This is a genomic window from Mesorhizobium carmichaelinearum, assembly GCF_900199455.1.
Taxonomy (GTDB): domain Bacteria; phylum Pseudomonadota; class Alphaproteobacteria; order Rhizobiales; family Rhizobiaceae; genus Mesorhizobium; species Mesorhizobium carmichaelinearum.
On record NZ_FZQR01000007.1, the window covers coordinates 135858 to 150905 of the forward strand.

General features: G+C 63.3%; 16 protein-coding genes. 6 read left to right on the forward strand and 10 right to left on the reverse strand.

Going from position 1 to position 15048, the window contains the following annotated elements; translation table 11 throughout:
- Positions 1-134: 134 nt before the first annotated feature.
- The gene (locus CKW40_RS17680; protein ID WP_095201179.1) at positions 135-998 is read right to left on the reverse strand and encodes an RNA polymerase factor sigma-32; all 864 of its coding nucleotides are present in this window, start codon (positions 996-998) and stop codon (positions 135-137) included.
- Between the two features lie 326 nt (positions 999-1324).
- On the opposite strand from CKW40_RS17680, the gene CKW40_RS17685 reads away from it, so the two are divergent.
- The 3 genes from CKW40_RS17685 (at position 1325) to CKW40_RS17695 (ending at position 3681) form a co-directional block, all read left to right on the forward strand.
- Positions 1325-2098: an amino acid ABC transporter substrate-binding protein gene (locus CKW40_RS17685; RefSeq protein WP_095201180.1), complete on the forward strand. Its 774-nt coding sequence runs from the start codon at positions 1325-1327 to the stop codon at positions 2096-2098.
- A 138-nt stretch (positions 2099-2236) separates the two neighbouring features.
- Positions 2237-2917: an amino acid ABC transporter permease gene (locus tag CKW40_RS17690; RefSeq protein ID WP_095201181.1), complete on the forward strand. Its 681-nt coding sequence runs from the start codon at positions 2237-2239 to the stop codon at positions 2915-2917.
- Entirely contained in the window at positions 2914-3681 is a 768-nt protein-coding gene (locus CKW40_RS17695; protein ID WP_095201182.1) for an amino acid ABC transporter ATP-binding protein, read from the forward strand. Before CKW40_RS17690 ends, CKW40_RS17695 begins: the two co-directional genes overlap by 4 nt.
- Before the next feature lie 166 nt (positions 3682-3847).
- On the opposite strand, the gene CKW40_RS17700 is transcribed toward CKW40_RS17695, so the two are convergent.
- The 7 genes from CKW40_RS17700 to CKW40_RS17730 all read right to left on the reverse strand — a co-directional run bounded on the left by CKW40_RS17700 (position 3848) and on the right by CKW40_RS17730 (position 12075).
- Positions 3848-4429, reverse strand: a complete 582-nt coding sequence (locus tag CKW40_RS17700) for a CarD family transcriptional regulator (RefSeq protein ID WP_010911999.1) — start codon at positions 4427-4429, stop codon at positions 3848-3850.
- Positions 4430-4798: 369 nt separating this feature from the next.
- Complete coding sequence (gene fdxA / locus CKW40_RS17705; protein WP_095201183.1) at positions 4799-5137, reverse strand: ferredoxin FdxA; 339 nt, start codon at positions 5135-5137, stop codon at positions 4799-4801.
- Positions 5138-5387: 250 nt separating this feature from the next.
- Positions 5388-5774, reverse strand: a complete 387-nt coding sequence (locus CKW40_RS17710) for an RNA-binding S4 domain-containing protein (protein ID WP_095201386.1) — start codon at positions 5772-5774, stop codon at positions 5388-5390.
- A 99-nt stretch (positions 5775-5873) separates the two neighbouring features.
- The gene (locus tag CKW40_RS17715) at positions 5874-9332 is read right to left on the reverse strand and encodes a helicase-related protein (protein WP_095201184.1); all 3459 of its coding nucleotides are present in this window, start codon (positions 9330-9332) and stop codon (positions 5874-5876) included.
- Positions 9333-9632: 300 nt separating this feature from the next.
- Positions 9633-9869: a hypothetical protein gene (locus CKW40_RS17720; protein ID WP_095201185.1), complete on the reverse strand. Its 237-nt coding sequence runs from the start codon at positions 9867-9869 to the stop codon at positions 9633-9635.
- Positions 9870-10046: 177 nt separating this feature from the next.
- On the reverse strand, positions 10047-10772 hold the full coding sequence (phbB, locus tag CKW40_RS17725; protein WP_095201186.1) for an acetoacetyl-CoA reductase: 726 nt from the start codon (positions 10770-10772) through the stop codon (positions 10047-10049).
- 124 nt (positions 10773-10896) lie between these two features.
- The gene (locus CKW40_RS17730; protein WP_095201187.1) at positions 10897-12075 is read right to left on the reverse strand and encodes an acetyl-CoA C-acetyltransferase; all 1179 of its coding nucleotides are present in this window, start codon (positions 12073-12075) and stop codon (positions 10897-10899) included.
- Here CKW40_RS17730 and CKW40_RS42985 point away from each other — a divergent pair.
- A complete protein-coding gene (locus CKW40_RS42985; protein ID WP_143748320.1) occupies positions 12056-12289 on the forward strand; it encodes a hypothetical protein in 234 nt (77 codons plus the stop codon). The genes CKW40_RS17730 and CKW40_RS42985 overlap by 20 nt on opposite strands.
- 81 nt (positions 12290-12370) lie before the next feature.
- On the forward strand, positions 12371-12982 hold the full coding sequence (gene phaR / locus CKW40_RS17735) for a polyhydroxyalkanoate synthesis repressor PhaR (protein ID WP_095201387.1): 612 nt from the start codon (positions 12371-12373) through the stop codon (positions 12980-12982).
- 40 nt (positions 12983-13022) lie between these two features.
- Here phaR and CKW40_RS17740 read toward each other — a convergent pair whose 3' ends face one another.
- The gene (locus tag CKW40_RS17740) at positions 13023-13514 is read right to left on the reverse strand and encodes a GNAT family N-acetyltransferase (RefSeq protein ID WP_095201188.1); all 492 of its coding nucleotides are present in this window, start codon (positions 13512-13514) and stop codon (positions 13023-13025) included.
- On the reverse strand, positions 13511-13930 hold the full coding sequence (locus CKW40_RS17745) for a rhodanese-like domain-containing protein (protein WP_095201189.1): 420 nt from the start codon (positions 13928-13930) through the stop codon (positions 13511-13513). Before CKW40_RS17745 ends, CKW40_RS17740 begins: the two co-directional genes overlap by 4 nt.
- Positions 13931-14041: 111 nt before the next feature.
- Here CKW40_RS17745 and ftrA point away from each other — a divergent pair, with 111 nt between their 5' ends.
- Positions 14042-15040 (forward strand): transcriptional regulator FtrA, encoded by a 999-nt coding sequence (gene ftrA / locus CKW40_RS17750; RefSeq protein WP_095201388.1) that lies wholly within the window; start codon positions 14042-14044, stop codon positions 15038-15040.
- The last annotated feature ends 8 nt before the right edge of the window (positions 15041-15048 follow it).

Genomic DNA, 15048 nt, shown 5'->3' on the forward strand with positions numbered 1-15048 from the left:
AGGCTTTTTGCCATGCCTGGATCTGTTAGAGAAATCACAATTCGCAGGTTTAAAAAGAATAGAATCCCCACGCTGGTAACATATGTTATTTAAGATAAATCCTATATTTTAAATCTCGAATCTCTGTATTAGCGTCAAGCGGCTGTCGCCAGAAATTCCGGGTTCTGTTTCACCAGCGCGACCTTGAGCTTTTCCATGGCGCGCGCCTCGATCTGGCGGACGCGTTCCTTGGAAATGCCCAGCGTTTCGCCGAGGGCTTCGAGCGTGGCGCCCTCGTCGGTCAGCCGACGTTCCTCGATGATGCGAAGCTCCCGGGCATTGAGGGCGGCGAGAGCCGCTTTCAGCCAAAGCGAACGACGCGCGACATCGATCTTGTCGCCGACGATCTCGTCGGGCAGGGGTTCGTCCGAAACCAGGAAATCCATCCGCTCGGTGGCGCCCGCATCATCGGCGAGCGGCGCGTTCAGGGAGGAGTCGGGCGCCGACAGCCGTGAATCCATCATCGCCACATCGGCCTCGGAGACGCCAAGCGCAACCGACACCTCTCGGTAGAGCGTCGTGTTGGAGAGCGGCTCCGCGCCGTTCGCCAGCCGCGCACGCAGGCGTCGCAGGTTGAAGAACAGGGCTTTCTGCGCGGAACTCGTTCCGCCACGTACGATCGACCAGTTGCGCAGGATGTAGTCCTGCATAGAGGCGCGGATCCACCATGTCGCATAGGTCGAAAACCGCACTTCGCGCTCGGGCTCGAAGCGGGCGGCGGCTTCCAACAGGCCGACATGACCTTCCTGGATCAGGTCGCCAAGCGGCAAGCCGTAGTGACGGAATTTGGAGGCCATGGAAATGACCAGCCGCATATGGGCGACGGTGATGCAGTGCAACGCGTTCTGGTCGTTGTCTTCCTTCCAGAGCAAGGCCAGCCGATGTTCCTCATCGCGTTCGAGGTAGGGAGCCTTCATTGCCGCGCGGACCATGATCCGTCCTGCTGTGTCTTCCATCATGAGGCGCTCCCCTGGCTCAGGCGATATAACCGACATTACGAACTGGCAGGGCACCGGTTGAAATCGCGGCGTCGCGCCCTAGAACAGCCAAAACTGCCATGCGTGAGAAAGGTTCCGCTGGCGCGGGCAGGCGAGCGATGCCGTCCGGGCGATTTCGATGCGGTTGCCGGGAGCTTTCGAATGTTGCGAAAAATCGCTTTTAGAGAATTTGGTTTCTGGACTTCTTTGTTTTTGAAATCTGGTTCCTTATTCTTTCGACCGGCATCTGTCATTTTCCAGTCCTCACAACAAGCCTGACATCAGGCCAAGGACGGGATCACAAAAAAATGAAATGGCTCAAGTCGCTTATCGTCGCCGGAACGCTGCAGGCCCTGGCGGTCACCGCTGGCCACGCTGGCGCCAATCTCGACCAGATCAAGCAGGCCGGCACCTTCAAGGTCGGCACGGAGGGCACCTACGCACCCTTCACCTATCATGACGCTTCCGGCGCCCTGGTCGGCTTTGACGTCGAGATCGCCAAGGCGATCGGCAACAAGCTCGGCGTCAAGGTCGAGTTCCTCGAGGGCAAGTGGGACGGGCTGATCGCCGGTCTCGACGTCAGTCGTTATGACGCCGTCATCAACGAAGTCGGCATCACCGACGCGCGCAAGGCAAAGTACGATTTCTCCGATCCCTACATCGCCTCCAAGGCGGTGCTGATCGTGCGCGGCGACAACACCGACATCAAGACCTTCGCCGACCTCAAGGGCAAGAAGTCGGCGCAGTCGCTGACCTCCAATTTCGGCAAACTGGCCGAGACGAACGGCGCCGAACTGGTCGGCACCGACGGCTTCGATCAGTCGATCCAGCTGCTGCTCACCGGCCGCGCCGACGCCACCATCAACGACAGCCTGTCGTTCCTCGACTTCAAGAAACACAAGCCCGACGCCAATGTGAAGATCGCCGCGCAAGAGGAAAACGCCGACTATTCCGGCGTCATCGTGCGCAAGGGCGATCCGGAACTGGTCGCCGCCATCAACAAGGCGCTGGCCGACATCAAGGCCGACGGCACCTACAAGAAGATTGCCGACACTTATTTCGGCCAGGACGTTTCGAAGTAACTTTTTGAGTGGGGCCGGCCCCGGTCCCACAAAGCACTCAGCGGCGAGCGTCTTTTGACGGCTCGCCGCTTTTGTCGTGATATGGCTGACGCATTCGCGCTTCGATGAAGCCACCTCGACTATCCCGGAGGGTCTTTCGTGCCGCACTGGCTGCAACTGATGCTCGAGTCGCTGCCTTCGCTGCTCTGGGCCGCCCTGATCTTCACCGTGCCGTTGACGCTGTTGTCCTTCGTCCTTGGCTTGACCGTTGGCCTCGGTGCGGCGCTTGGCCGGCTGTTCGGGCCGAAGCCGCTGGTCATGCTCGTGCGCTTCTATGTCTGGATCTTCCGCGGCACGCCGCTTTTGGTGCAGCTGTTCCTGATCTTCTACGGTCTGCCGTCGGCCGGCATCCTGCTCGACGCCTTCACGGCAGCGTTGATCGGCTTCACGCTGAACATCGGCGCCTACACGTCGGAGATCATCCGCGCGGCCATCGGCTCCGTGCCGAAAGGCCAGTGGGAGGCCGCCTATTCGATCGGCATGACCTGGAGCCAGGCGATGCGGCGCACCATCCTGCCGCAAGCTGGGCGGGTCGCGGTGCCGCCGCTCTCCAACACCTTCATCTCGCTGGTCAAGGACACGTCGCTCGCCGCCGCCATCACCGTGCCGGAAATGTTCCAGGCGGCGCAACGCATCGTCGCCACCACCTATGAGCCGCTAATCCTCTATGTCGAGGCGGCGATCCTCTATCTGGCGCTGAGCTCGGTGCTGTCGGCCTTGCAGACGCGGCTGGAAACCCGGCTCAACCGCTATGGCGGCTTCCTGGAGGCACGCTCATGATCGGCCTCACCAACATCGAGAAGCGTTTCGGCGACAATCTCGTGCTGAAAGGCGTGACCGTCGTCATTGCCGAAGGCAGCGTCACAGCCCTTGTCGGCCCCTCCGGCGGCGGCAAAAGCACGCTCCTGCGCTGCATCAACCTGCTGGAGATCCCGACATCGGGCACGGTGCGCATCGGCGACGAGACGCTCGCGTTCCGCCCGGGCGTCAAGGTGCCGGCCGCCGATATCAGGCGGCTGCGCCTGCAGACCGGCATGGTGTTCCAGAATTTTCAGCTGTTCCCGCATCGCACTGCGATCGAGAATGTGATGGAGGGACTGGTGACGGTGCTGAAGTGGTCGCCTGAGAGAGCCCGAGAGCGGGCGCTGGCCTTGCTGGAAAAGGTCGGGATGGCGCACAAGGCCGATGCTTGGCCGGCGACGCTGTCGGGCGGTCAGCAGCAGCGCGTGGCGATTGCCCGGGCGCTGGCGCCGTCGCCGAAAGTGCTGCTGTGCGACGAACCAACCTCGGCGCTCGATCCGGAACTGGCGCAAGAGGTGGTCGACGTGCTCGGCAAGCTCGCCAGCGAGGGCACGACCATGGTGATGGCGACGCACGACCTGCGGCTTGCCTCCAAGATTGCGCAGGAAGCGGTGTTCCTCGATGCCGGCGTCATCGTCGAAAAGGGGCCGTCCGCCGTGCTGTTCGGCAATCCGGAGCGTGAACGGACCAAACGCTTCATCGCGACGCTGAAGCAGGAAGCGGAGAAGGAAGGCGGCGGCTGAGCCCTCTACCTCCCCCTTGTGGGGAGGTCGGACCGAAGGTCCGGGTGGGGGGCGGCGCTGCCCCCACCCCCGCTGCTGCGCAGCGACCCTCCCCACAAAGGGGGAGGGTAAAAACAAAAAACCCGGCGCGAGGCCGGGTTTTTCGTGAACTTAAAGGCTCAAGAGCTCAGGCAGCTTCTTCCTGCTCGGCTTCCTCATTGTCGGCCTTGGCGCCACGCTTAGGGCCCTTGTTGAGGTTGACCTCGATCAGGCGCACGGCTTCGGTTTCCGACATGCGGTTGACGGCCGCGATCTCGCGGGCCATGCGGTCGAGGGCCGCTTCATAGAGCTGACGCTCGGAATAGGACTGCTCCGGCTGGTTGTCGGCGCGGTAGAGATCACGCACGACTTCCGAGATCGAGATCAGGTCGCCGGAATTGATCTTGGCATCATATTCCTGGGCGCGGCGCGACCACATGGTGCGCTTGACGCGGGCGCGGCCCTGCACGACCTTCAGCGCGCGCTCGACATAATCCTCTTCCGACAGCTTGCGCATGCCGATGGAGGTCGCCTTGGCGACCGGCACCTTCAGGCGCATCTTGTCCTTCTGGAAGTCGATGACGAACAGTTCCAGCTTGTGACCAGCCACTTCCTGCTCGTCGATCGACACGATCTGGCCGACGCCATGCGCCGGATAGACAATGTACTCGCCGGTCTTGAAACCATGACGCGCACCAGTGGACTTCTTCTGCGGGGTGATCGTTGCCATTACGCCCTGAACTCCTTGTTGTGGGCCGGCGGCGGTGCCGGCTGAACTCGTGCGACCGGGGAAACCGATCGTTAGCCGCACAACAGATGAACCCACCGGAAAGGCCGGGACCGGCAAACCGCACGAATTGCGACCGCCTGGCCCAGATCGCTCTGGTCCGGAGTGGGATCTTCACCTTTCAGTGATTTGGGGCGTCTGCGCCATAAATCGACGTTGTGTCACCGGCATGTTTGGCTGATGTAACACAAAAAGTCGGAAGAATCAAGGTTTTGCTGCATAAGCGAAGGCCACAACCAATCGCCGCCTGTCAAGGCGGTTAATCCAACGTGCCTGTTACGCAACGTCATACAAGCCTTTACGGCCGACTTGTCAATCGCCTTCGCCGGGCTCGGCGGAGAAGTATTTCTCGAACTTGCCGGCCTCGCCGTCGAAGGTCTTGGCGTCTGCCGGTGGCTCCTTCTTGGCGGTGATGTTGGGCCATTTGTCGGCATATTCGGTGTTGATCTGCAGCCATTTGTCGAGACCAGGCTCGGTGTCGGGCTTGATCGCGTCAGCCGGGCATTCGGGCTCGCAGACGCCACAGTCGATGCACTCGTCGGGGTGGATGACGAGCATGTTCTCGCCTTCGTAGAAACAGTCAACCGGACAGACCTCGATGCAGTCCATATATTTGCACTTGATGCAATTGTCGGTCACGACATAGGTCATCGGTCGGCTCCGGGATGTCCCAGCATAATGGGCCAGTTTTCTTGGGCTTTTTCCGTGAGGTAACGCCTTTGCCCGTCGCTTGCAAGGGTTGCCATGCCCGGCGGCTTCGGCGTTTCCGAAATGGAATTCCAGACAGCAGGCGAGGCAGGGGCATGTGATGTCCCGCAGAGCATCTTGTTTGCCGGGTTCCGTTCTGTCCAGCGTCTGTGGTTGGCCTGAGATCGCGGCCCGCGATCTGGCCGCCAAGTCCTCACTCTTCGCCAATCAAGCGATCGGTCTGCCGGCGTTCTCTTTTGGTCGGGCGGCCGCTGCCGGCCTCGCGTAGCGCCGGGATAGCATCCGGAAGCGCCTCGCCCTTCGGAGTGGGCGGTGGCGACATGTCCTCATAGAGGGTGCGGGCTTCCTCCGCCGGGCCGCGCCGGACACCGGCCCCGAGCACCTTCCAGACGAAGATGCGCCGGTCCAGAGTGATGGTCAGCACGTCGCCCGGCTTGACCAGATCGGAGGCCTGCGCTGCTTTGTCGCGATTGATGCGCACGCGTCCGGCGACAACCAGCTTCGCCGCCAGCGAGCGCGATTTCACCGCGCGCGAGAAGAACAGCCATTTGTCGATGCGCTGGCGGCCTTCAGCAACCATCACCACGAGTTATCTCACTGTTGGAGCATGATCTCTGGACAAACGGTTTCCGTTTGTCCGAGAAAACCGGGTCCCACTTTTCGGGATCATGCTCCGAGCCTACTTCTTCAGTTGGTCGCGCAAGGCGGCGAGCTTGGCGAAGGGCGAGTCCGGATCGAAGCGCACTGGGCGTTCCTCGCGCGGCTTCGGCTGGAAGGCCGGCTTTGCGCCCCCCTTGCCGCGATCGGGACCACCCTTGCCCTCGGGCCGGCCACCCTTCCAGTCGGGACGGCCTTCGCGGCGGTCGGGACGCTCGCCTTGCGGGCGGGCATCACGCCGCTGTTCGCCTTCACCCTGCGGCTTGGGCTTGAACTTCGAACGGTCGAAGCGCGGCTTGCCGGCGCCATCGCGACGCCCCTCATGGGCGGGACGTTCTCCGGGAGCAGCCGTGGCCGGTGCACCGGCGGCATCGGCGGGTGCATTGTTTCGGCCGCGCGCTTGTCCGTTGCGCTGGCGGCTGTTGCGACCTTCCTGATGGCGGGGGCGCTGTTCGAAACGGCCCTGGCGCCACAGCAAGATCGGCTTGGGCGCTTCGGCCACTTCACCCTCCCCCTCGTGGGGAGGGTCGGCGCGCAGCGCCGGGGTGGGGGGAGCGGCGGTACCGTCAGCGCTGCCTGAATCGTTGGCGCCATCATCCCCACCCGCGTCGCTTCGCGCCGCGACCTCCCCCATCGAGGGGGAGGTAAGGGCGTTGGCGCTTTCAGCGACACTGACGTCAGCAATGGCTTCCGCCTCGGGCTCGGCAGCAGGTTCAGCGACCGCCTCGACTGCAGCAACCTCCGTAGCGGACTCTTCGGTTGCTTCGACCGGAGTTTCCGATTGCTCTTCCGCGACCGGCTCTGCGACGGATTCCGCGACGGCTTCGGCAGGAGTTTCGAGCGCGGTCTCGGCGACAGCCGGCTCCGAACCTTCGACCGCCGCTTCGGCGGTCGCATCTGTTGCGGCGGCTTCGGCTGCCTTGGCCTGCTCGGCGCGTGCAGCCTCTTCTGCTGCGAGCTTGGCCGCGGCGGCTTCCCGCGCGGCATTGTCCTGCGCTTCCAGCCGCGCCTTGACTTCCGCCGCCGGCTTCGGCTCGGCGCGGTAGCCCAGGCCTTTCAAGATTTCTTCCATGTCGTCTGCGGTGGCGCCGAGGATCGACATCATCGGCGGCGTCACCATGAAGGACTGGCCGTCATAGGCGCCGTCCGGACGCTGGCCGAGGCCAGGCTTCCAGTTGGTCGCCGGACGGATGAGGTCTGCCAGCCGTTCCAATATGTCGATGCGCACCGCGCGGCGGCCGAGATTGCGGTAGCCGGCAAGCTTGTAGAAGGCCTTGTCGAAGGCCGGATCGATGACCACCGAGGTGCGGCCCGACGCCAGCGCATGGACCACGTCGCCGAAACCCGGCTTGTCCTTGCCGTCGTTCTTCAGCGCCCACAGCAAGGTCACCAGCCCGGCGGGGGCCGGCTTGATCAGCGCCGGCACGAAGACGTGGTAGGCGCCAAAGCGCACGCCAAGCCGGCGCAGTGCCGCGCGGCCTTCCTGGTCGAGCGACTTCATCTCCTCGGCGATATCGCGGCGGTTGATGAGGCCGAAATTCTCGACCAGCTGGAAGGCGATGCCACGGCCGATGCCGGAAATCTGATCGGCATTTTTCAGGTCGACCAGCGGCTTCAACAGGGATTCGATCTGGAAATTGACGAAGCGTTCGGCGCGCGCGGCGACCTTGTCGCGCGCCGGGCCGGTCAGCTGTTCGTCGGCCAGCAGCACCAGGCGCGGCTTCAGCGCGTCCTCGCCGGAAACCAGCGTGCCGATCGGCGCGCCGATCCAGCGCAGCGTGCCGTCCGAGCCAAGTGCCAGGTCGCCATTGGCGCAGGCACCAAAACGTTCGGCGCGCGCCTCGAATTCGGCGGCCAGCGCCTTTTGCGCGGCGGTGCGCACGGCCTTGGCGTCTTCGCCGCCGGCGGTCTGGTCGGCGGTGAAGCGGAACCCTTGCAACTCGCCGACATGGTGGCCTTCGACAAGGACGGTTCCGGTAGGACTGATTTCGGCTTCAGGCATGGTATTTTCTCTAAGGCGCCGCATGAGGACGGAAGTCCTGCGGTCTACGAAGCGTTTCGTCAACCGCTCATGCAGCGCATCCGACAATCTGTCTTCGATTTCGCGCGTCTTTTCCTGCCAGTGTGCCTGATCGGCCAGCCAGCCGGGCCGGTTCGACACGAATGTCCAGGTGCGGATCTGGGCGATGCGGTGCGACAGCGTGTCGATGTCGCCCTCGGTGGTGTCGGCGCGGCGCACCTGTTCGGCCATATAGTTTTCGTCGACATGGCCGTGGCGGGCGAGGTCCATGTAGATCGAGGCGATGAGGTCGGCGTGCTGGGCCGGCGCAATCTTCCTGTAGTCGGGGAGAGCGCAGGCTTCCCACAGCAGCGCCACGCGCGTGGCATCGGTGGCAAGCGCGCGGATATCGCCGTCGCGGGAGAGATATTCGAGCGCCTGTGCGTCGACCGCCGGCAGCGCGCGCGTCAGGCCCTCGACCGGCGCGTTGGTCTCGATCGAGCGCTTCAGCGCATCGAGGCTGGCGAAGTCGAAATGCGCGGTGCGCCACTGCAGCACCTTCACCGGCTCGAAGTCATGGCTCTCGATCTTCTTGACCAGCTCTTCGTCGAGCGGATCGACCTGGCCGGTGACGCCGAAGGTGCCGTCGCGCAGATGCCGGCCAGCGCGGCCGGCGATCTGGCCAAGCTCGGCCGCCGTCAGATTGCGGTACTGGTAGCCGTCGAATTTGCGGTTCTGGGCGAAGGCGACATGGTCGAGATCGAGGTTGAGACCCATGCCGATGGCGTCGGTGGCGACGAGATAGTCGACATCGCCGGACTGGAACAGCGCCACCTGGGCGTTGCGGGTGCGCGGTGAGAGCGCGCCAAGCACGACGGCGGCACCGCCCTGCTGGCGACGGATCAGCTCGGCGATGGCGTAGACCTCGTCGGCAGAGAAGGCGACGATCGCGGTGCGGCGTGGCAGGCGGGTCAGCTTCTTCGAACCGGCATAGGCCAGATGCGATAGCCGCGGCCGGGTCACCACCGAGACGCCCTTCAGCAGGCGCTGCAGGATGCCGTGCATGGTGGCGGCGCCCAGCAAAAGCGTTTCCTGGCGGCCACGCAGATGCAGGATACGGTCGGTGAAGATGTGGCCGCGCTCGAGGTCGCCGGCGAGTTGCACCTCGTCGATGGCGACGAAGGCGGCATCCGTCTCGCGCGGCATGGCTTCGACGGTGCAGACCGAATATTTGGCGCCCGGCGGCTGGATCTTCTCTTCGCCGGTGATCAGCGCGACCTTGTGGGCGCCGACCTTTTCGCAGACGCGGCTATAGACTTCCCGCGCCAGCAGCCTGAGCGGCAGGCCGATGACACCGGTTTCGTGCGCCACCATGCGCTCGATGGCGAGATGGGTCTTGCCGGTGTTGGTCGGCCCAAGCACGGCGGTCACGTCGCGGCCCGACAGGATCAGCGGCTCGGTGTGTTTGGGCTGGATGTTCATCGGCTCGGAAATATGGGCTTTCAGGCCTCTGGTTGTCGGGAGCGTGCCTCAACTGGCGCGTATGACAGGCGACACATAGGGATTTCGGGCGCGAAGCGAAAGCGGAATGTTCCGTTGGCGGCTCGAAGGCCTCTATGTCCAGCGCTAAATTGGCTGCTGCTTAACTGATGGAACGAGTCTGGAACGAATCAGCGACGAATCGGTGACTCGCCAAGATTCAGCTTTTGTTCACGGCTACTAATGGATTTTGTGACCATGAGTCTCACCACATGCTGAATCGTCGAATTGGCCCATTTTATGCTAGGCGATCTCTGCCCTTAACCTTTGCCGGGCAACGAGGGCGGCGCCCCGGCGCCCATCGCTCAAGATTATGAAATTGTTAATCTTTCTGAACTGGGCGTTAAGCGATTGCAGCGGATTCCGGGCCATTAACGTTAACTTCCGCTCAAAGCCGGAACGAATCGGCGACAAAGCAGCGCCATCGGTATTTTCCCGTTTTGTTCCCTCAATATCTTGTGCTGTGAACAGCTTATCCACCGACAATCCCCAGGCTTGCCCACAGGGTTCGCACAGGCGGCGCTGCCGCCATTAACCTTTGCGTGCCGGATTGGGGCATTGCGCCGCAGCGGGGGCATTTTGGCTCCTGGGCATCAATTGCAAACGGTCCGGTTTCCCGGTCCGTTTGTCACAAGATATGCGCCGCCGTTAGACGTCTCAGGCGAAGTATTGGCCACCATTGGCAGTGATGGTCGAGCCGGTGATGAAGCCGGCATCCTCCGAAGCGAGGAAGACGACGCAGCGCGCGATCTCTTCCGGCTCGCCGAGGCGGCCGACCGGGATCTGCGGCAGGATGCGCTCGTTGAGCACCTTCTCGTCGATCGCCTTGACCATTTCGGTGGCGATGTAGCCGGGGCAGATGACATTGACGGTGATACCCGCGCGCGCGCCCTCTTGAGCGAGAGCCTTGCTGAAGCCGATGTCGCCAGCCTTGGCGGCGGAATAATTGACCTGGCCGGCCTGGCCCTTCTGGCCGTTGATCGAGGAGATGGTGATGACGCGGCCGAACTTGCGCTCGCGCATGCCGTTCCACAGTGGATGCGTCATGTTGAAAACACCGGACAGATTGGTGTCGATGACCTCTTTCCACTGGTCGCGGGTGATCTTGTGGAACATGGCATCGCGGGTGATGCCGGCATTGTTGACCAGCACCGCGACCGGGCCGAGGTCGGCCTCGACCCGACTGATGCCGGCGGCGCAAGCGTCATAGTCGGCGACCGACCATTTGTAGACCGGAATGCCGGTCTCGGCCTTGAATTTCGCCGCCGCCTCGTCGTTGCCGGCATAGTTCGCGGCGACCGAATAGCCGGCGGTTTTCAAAGCGATCGAGATCGCCGCGCCGATGCCGCGCGATCCGCCCGTGACGATTGCAACCTTGGTCATATGTCCTCCCTTTGGTCGGATGAGCGAGTAGGGAGTAGCCAATAGTGAGTAGGGATTTGATGTCCCGCCGCACTGAAGCCATTCTTCCCTATTCGCTACTCCCTATTCACTATTCACTTCTTTTTCAGAGCGCTTCCACGCAGAGGGCGACGCCCATGCCGCCGCCGATGCACAGGGTTGCGAGGCCCTTCTTGGCGCCGCGGCGGCGCATCTCGTAGACCAGCGTGTTGAAGACGCGGGCGCCCGAGGCGCCGATCGGGTGGCCGATGGCGATGGCGCCGCCATTGACGTTGACGATCGACGGATCCCAGCCCATGCCCTTGTTGACGGCGCAGGCCTGTGCCGCAAAAGCCTCGTTGGCCTCGACCAGGTCGAGATCGCTGACCGACCAGCCGGCCTTTTCCAGAGCCTTGCGCGAGGCCGGGATCGGTCCGGTGCCCATGATCGCCGGATCGACGCCGGCGGTTGCCCAGGACGCGATTCGCGCCAGCGGGGTGATGCCGCGCCTTGCGGCTTCCGCTTCGCTCATCAGCAGCGCGCCGGCGGCACCATCATTGATGCCGGAAGCGTTGGCGGCGGTCACCGTGCCGTCCTTGTCGAAGGCCGGCTTCAGCTTGGTCATCGCATCCAGCGTCGCACCATGACGGATGTATTCGTCCTGGTCGACAATGGTGTCGCCCTTCCTGCCCTTGATGGTGAAGGCGACGATCTCGTCCTTGAACTTGCCGGCCTTCTGCGCGGCCTCTGCCTTGTTCTGCGAGGCCAGCGCGAACTGGTCCTGGTCGTCACGGGTGATCTGGAACTGGCGGGCGACGTTCTCGGCGGTGTTGCCCATGTGGTAGCCATTGAAGGCGTCCCACAGGCCGTCCTTGATCATGGTATCGATCATCTTGTAGTCGCCCATCTTGACGCCGGCGCGCAGATGTTCGGCGTGCGGCGACAGCGACATCGATTCCTGGCCGCCGGCGATGATCACCTTGGCGTCGCCGGTGGCGATCTGCTGCATGCCGAGCGCGATGGCGCGCAGGCCCGAGCCACAAACCTGGTTGAGGCCCCAGGCGGTGGTCTCCTTGGGCAAGCCGGCAAGGATCGAGGCCTGGCGGGCCGGGTTCTGGCCCTGGGCCGCTGTCAGCACCTGGCCGAGGATGATCTCGTCGACCTCGGCGGCTTCGACACCGGCGCGCGACAAAAGTTCCTTGATGACGACGGCGCCGAGTTCATGCGCTGGCGTGGCGGCGAAAGCGCCGTTGAAGGAGCCGACGGCCGTGCGCGCGGCGCTGGCAATGACGATGGAATCGGGCATTTTCTTCTCCAGACTTCAAGGTGTTGTTCTGTCGTTGAGGACTTTTCTTGCCCTTTCCCAACCCCAAGTCAAACCGGAAATCGGCATGGCGCCCATGCACGCCAAGCAGGTCACGCGTCGCGGTGCCGGCGGGCTGGCCGCTGCTGCGCAGCATATTTTGCCTGCTATGCAGCATTATGTGATCCCGCACTGCACAAACTGCTTGGAATTATGAGGCTTTTGCGCATATCCTCAAAAAGGGCGCAATCGTTACCGGCTGCTTACTCAGGCGTGCCGGTGTCCGGGGAGGATGCAGATGGCCGCAAAAGACGATCCGATCATTATCAAGAAATACGCCAATCGCCGCCTCTATAATACGGGGACGAGCACCTATGTGACGCTCGAGGATCTGGCCGAAATGGTCAAGAAGGGCGAGGAGTTCACCGTCCAGGATGCCAAGACCGGTGACGACATCACGCATCCGGTGCTGACCCAGATCATTTTCGAGCTGGAGAACAAGGATGGGCAGAACATGCTGCCGATCCCGTTCCTGCGCCAGCTGATCGCCTTCTACGGCGACCAGATGCAGATGATCGTGCCGAGCTTCCTCGAACAGTCGATGATCGCCTTCTCCAAGGAGCAGGAGCGGTTTCGCGAGCAGATGAAGGGCGCGATCGGCAAGTCGCCGCTGGACGTCATGAAGATTGCGACGCCGATCAAGGCGCTGGAAGAGCAGACACGCCGCAACATGGAAATGTTCCAGAACGCGATGCGGCTGTTCACACCGTTTCCGCCCGCTGGGTCAGCGCCGGCCGCGGCTCCCGCGGAGCCGGCCAGGAAGGATGCGCCGCCCGAAAAATCCGACGATCTGCAGCAGCTGAAGGACCAGATAGCGGCCATGCAGCGCAAGCTCGACACGATGTCGTGAGCCGGCAAGGCGCGGCGCCGCGGCCAAATTCGTCCGTGCCTTATCTATCGATCGTCATCTGCCACAATTCCCAGATTTCGTCGGCCTGCCCGTCGAGCGAGCGGTAAAAAGCCTTGGCCGGCATGTTGGATTGCAGCACCGTCCACTTGATGGCGGATGCGCCGATGCCGATCGCATGGTCGCGCAGCCGCTGCACAAGGGCGTAGCCGACCGACATGCCGCGCGCAGCCTCGGCCACATAGAGTTCCTTCAGCACCACGACCGGCCTGAAATCATAAGTCCAGGGAATGAGATAGTGGACGGCGATGCCGACGATCGCGCCATCGACTTCGGCCACGAACACCCCGAAGCGGGGCGATGGTCCGAGCCCATCTTCGACGACGTCCGCTTCGGTGACGCGGAATTTGTCGGCATAGCCCTCGAACACGGCGAGCGCCCGCATCAGGACGAGCACCGCGCCGACATCCCGCCGCTCGAACGGACGGACGACTACCGCCGCCGTTTTGCGCGCTGGGCTCCGCGTCTGGATCATGCCCGTAGGGCACCAGGCTCCTTGCCCGAGGCGAAAGGAAGCTCTTCGTCCTGCCAGCCGGTTATGCCGCCGATCATGATCTTGACGGGCATGCCGAGGCTGGCGAGCTTCAAAGCTGCCCGGTCCGCGCCATTGCAATGCGGTCCCGCGCAATAGACGACGAACAGCGTGCCTGCCGGCCATTGCGCCATCCGCTCGGCCGAAATGTCGCGGTGCGGCAGATGCAGCGCGCCCGGCACATGGCGGCGCTCATAGGCATCAGGCGAACCGACCACATGCAGAAGCACAAAGTCCGGCTCTCCGCCGCGCAGTGCTGCTGCAACGTCCGAACAGTCGGTCTCCACGGAAAGCCGGTGCAGGAAATGGTCCCGGGCGATTTCCGCCGATGCCGTCGGAATGTCAGTCACATAGCTCATCAGGGGTCTCCATCGCTGATGGAGCTGGTCTCCATCGCTTTTGATGGAGCTGAGGTAGCGCACCGAACCGGGCGATTGCAGCTGGCAGCTTTGCCATATATCGTCAAGATCATGCCAAATGTGCCTCCTCCCAACCCGCCCGCTGCCAACCGGCTGGTCGTTGCCGTTGCCTATGATGGGCTGTGCACGTTCGAATTCGGCGTGGCGGCCGAGGTGTTCGCCTTGCCCAGGCCGGAGATGGGTGCGGACTGGTACCGGTTCGCCGTCGCCGGCATCGACGCCGGTGAAATGCGCGCGATGGGCGGTGTGCGCATCGTCGCCGATGGTGGCCCCGACCTGATCGGCGAGGCCGGTACGGTGATCGTGCCGGGATGGCGCGGTGTCGATTGTCCGGTGCCGCCCTTGCTGATTGAGGCACTTCGCAAGGCCAATGGGCGCGGTGCACGCATCCTGTCGATCTGTTCGGGCGTCTTCGTGCTTGCCGCGGCCGGCCTGCTCTCAGGCAAAAAGGCAACCACGCATTGGCGCTACAGCGACAGACTGAGGGAGATGTATCCCGACATCACCGTGGTTCCTGACGTTTTGTACATCGATGAGGGAAATGTGCTGACATCGGCCGGGAGTGCTGCCGGCATCGACCTCTGCCTGCATCTGGTGCGGCGCGATTTCGGCACCAAGGCAGCCAATATGGTGGCGCGCCGGCTGGTCGTGCCGCCGCACCGCGACGGCGGCCAGGCGCAGTATGTCGAGAGTTCCGTGCCCGAGCTTCACGAACGCAGCCGGCTTGGACCGTTGATCGACCGGATGCGCGCCAATATTTCCGCCGACTATCCCGTCGCCACCCTGGCCGGCCTGGCCGGGATGAGTGAGCGGACATTCCTGCGCCGGTTCGCGGCCGCTACCGGCGTCACGCCGGCGCGCTGGCTGCTTTCGGAGCGGCTTTCGCGGGCGCGCACGCTGCTGGAAGACACGCGCCTGCCGATCGAGCGGATTGCCGAGACCGCCGGATTTGGCGCGGCGGCGACGTTGCGGCATCACTTCCGTCAGCAATTGGCCACGACGCCCGCCGCGTACCGGGCGAGGTTCGGGACCAACGCCAACTCCGCCTGACGACGTCG

What these genes read in the sequence shown, in the direction of transcription:
- CKW40_RS17680 (WP_095201179.1), bottom strand. Translation starts at nt 998, where the DNA reads ATGATGGAAGACACAGCAGGACGGATCATGGTCCGCGCGGCAATGAAG.
- CKW40_RS17685 (WP_095201180.1), top strand. Translation starts at nt 1,325, where the DNA reads ATGAAATGGCTCAAGTCGCTTATCGTCGCCGGAACGCTGCAGGCCCTG.
- CKW40_RS17695 (WP_095201182.1), top strand. Translation starts at nt 2,914, where the DNA reads ATGATCGGCCTCACCAACATCGAGAAGCGTTTCGGCGACAATCTCGTG.
- CKW40_RS17700 (WP_010911999.1), bottom strand. Translation starts at nt 4,429, where the DNA reads ATGGCAACGATCACCCCGCAGAAGAAGTCCACTGGTGCGCGTCATGGT.
- fdxA (WP_095201183.1), bottom strand. Translation starts at nt 5,137, where the DNA reads ATGACCTATGTCGTGACCGACAATTGCATCAAGTGCAAATATATGGAC.
- CKW40_RS17710 (WP_095201386.1), bottom strand. Translation starts at nt 5,774, where the DNA reads ATGGTTGCTGAAGGCCGCCAGCGCATCGACAAATGGCTGTTCTTCTCG.
- CKW40_RS17715 (WP_095201184.1), bottom strand. Translation starts at nt 9,332, where the DNA reads ATGAACATCCAGCCCAAACACACCGAGCCGCTGATCCTGTCGGGCCGC.
- phbB (WP_095201186.1), bottom strand. Translation starts at nt 10,772, where the DNA reads ATGACCAAGGTTGCAATCGTCACGGGCGGATCGCGCGGCATCGGCGCG.
- CKW40_RS42985 (WP_143748320.1), top strand. Translation starts at nt 12,056, where the DNA reads ATGACGATGGAATCGGGCATTTTCTTCTCCAGACTTCAAGGTGTTGTT.
- CKW40_RS17730 (WP_095201187.1), bottom strand. Translation starts at nt 12,075, where the DNA reads ATGCCCGATTCCATCGTCATTGCCAGCGCCGCGCGCACGGCCGTCGGC.
- phaR (WP_095201387.1), top strand. Translation starts at nt 12,371, where the DNA reads ATGGCCGCAAAAGACGATCCGATCATTATCAAGAAATACGCCAATCGC.
- CKW40_RS17740 (WP_095201188.1), bottom strand. Translation starts at nt 13,514, where the DNA reads ATGATCCAGACGCGGAGCCCAGCGCGCAAAACGGCGGCGGTAGTCGTC.
- CKW40_RS17745 (WP_095201189.1), bottom strand. Translation starts at nt 13,930, where the DNA reads ATGAGCTATGTGACTGACATTCCGACGGCATCGGCGGAAATCGCCCGG.
- ftrA (WP_095201388.1), top strand. Translation starts at nt 14,042, where the DNA reads ATGCCAAATGTGCCTCCTCCCAACCCGCCCGCTGCCAACCGGCTGGTC.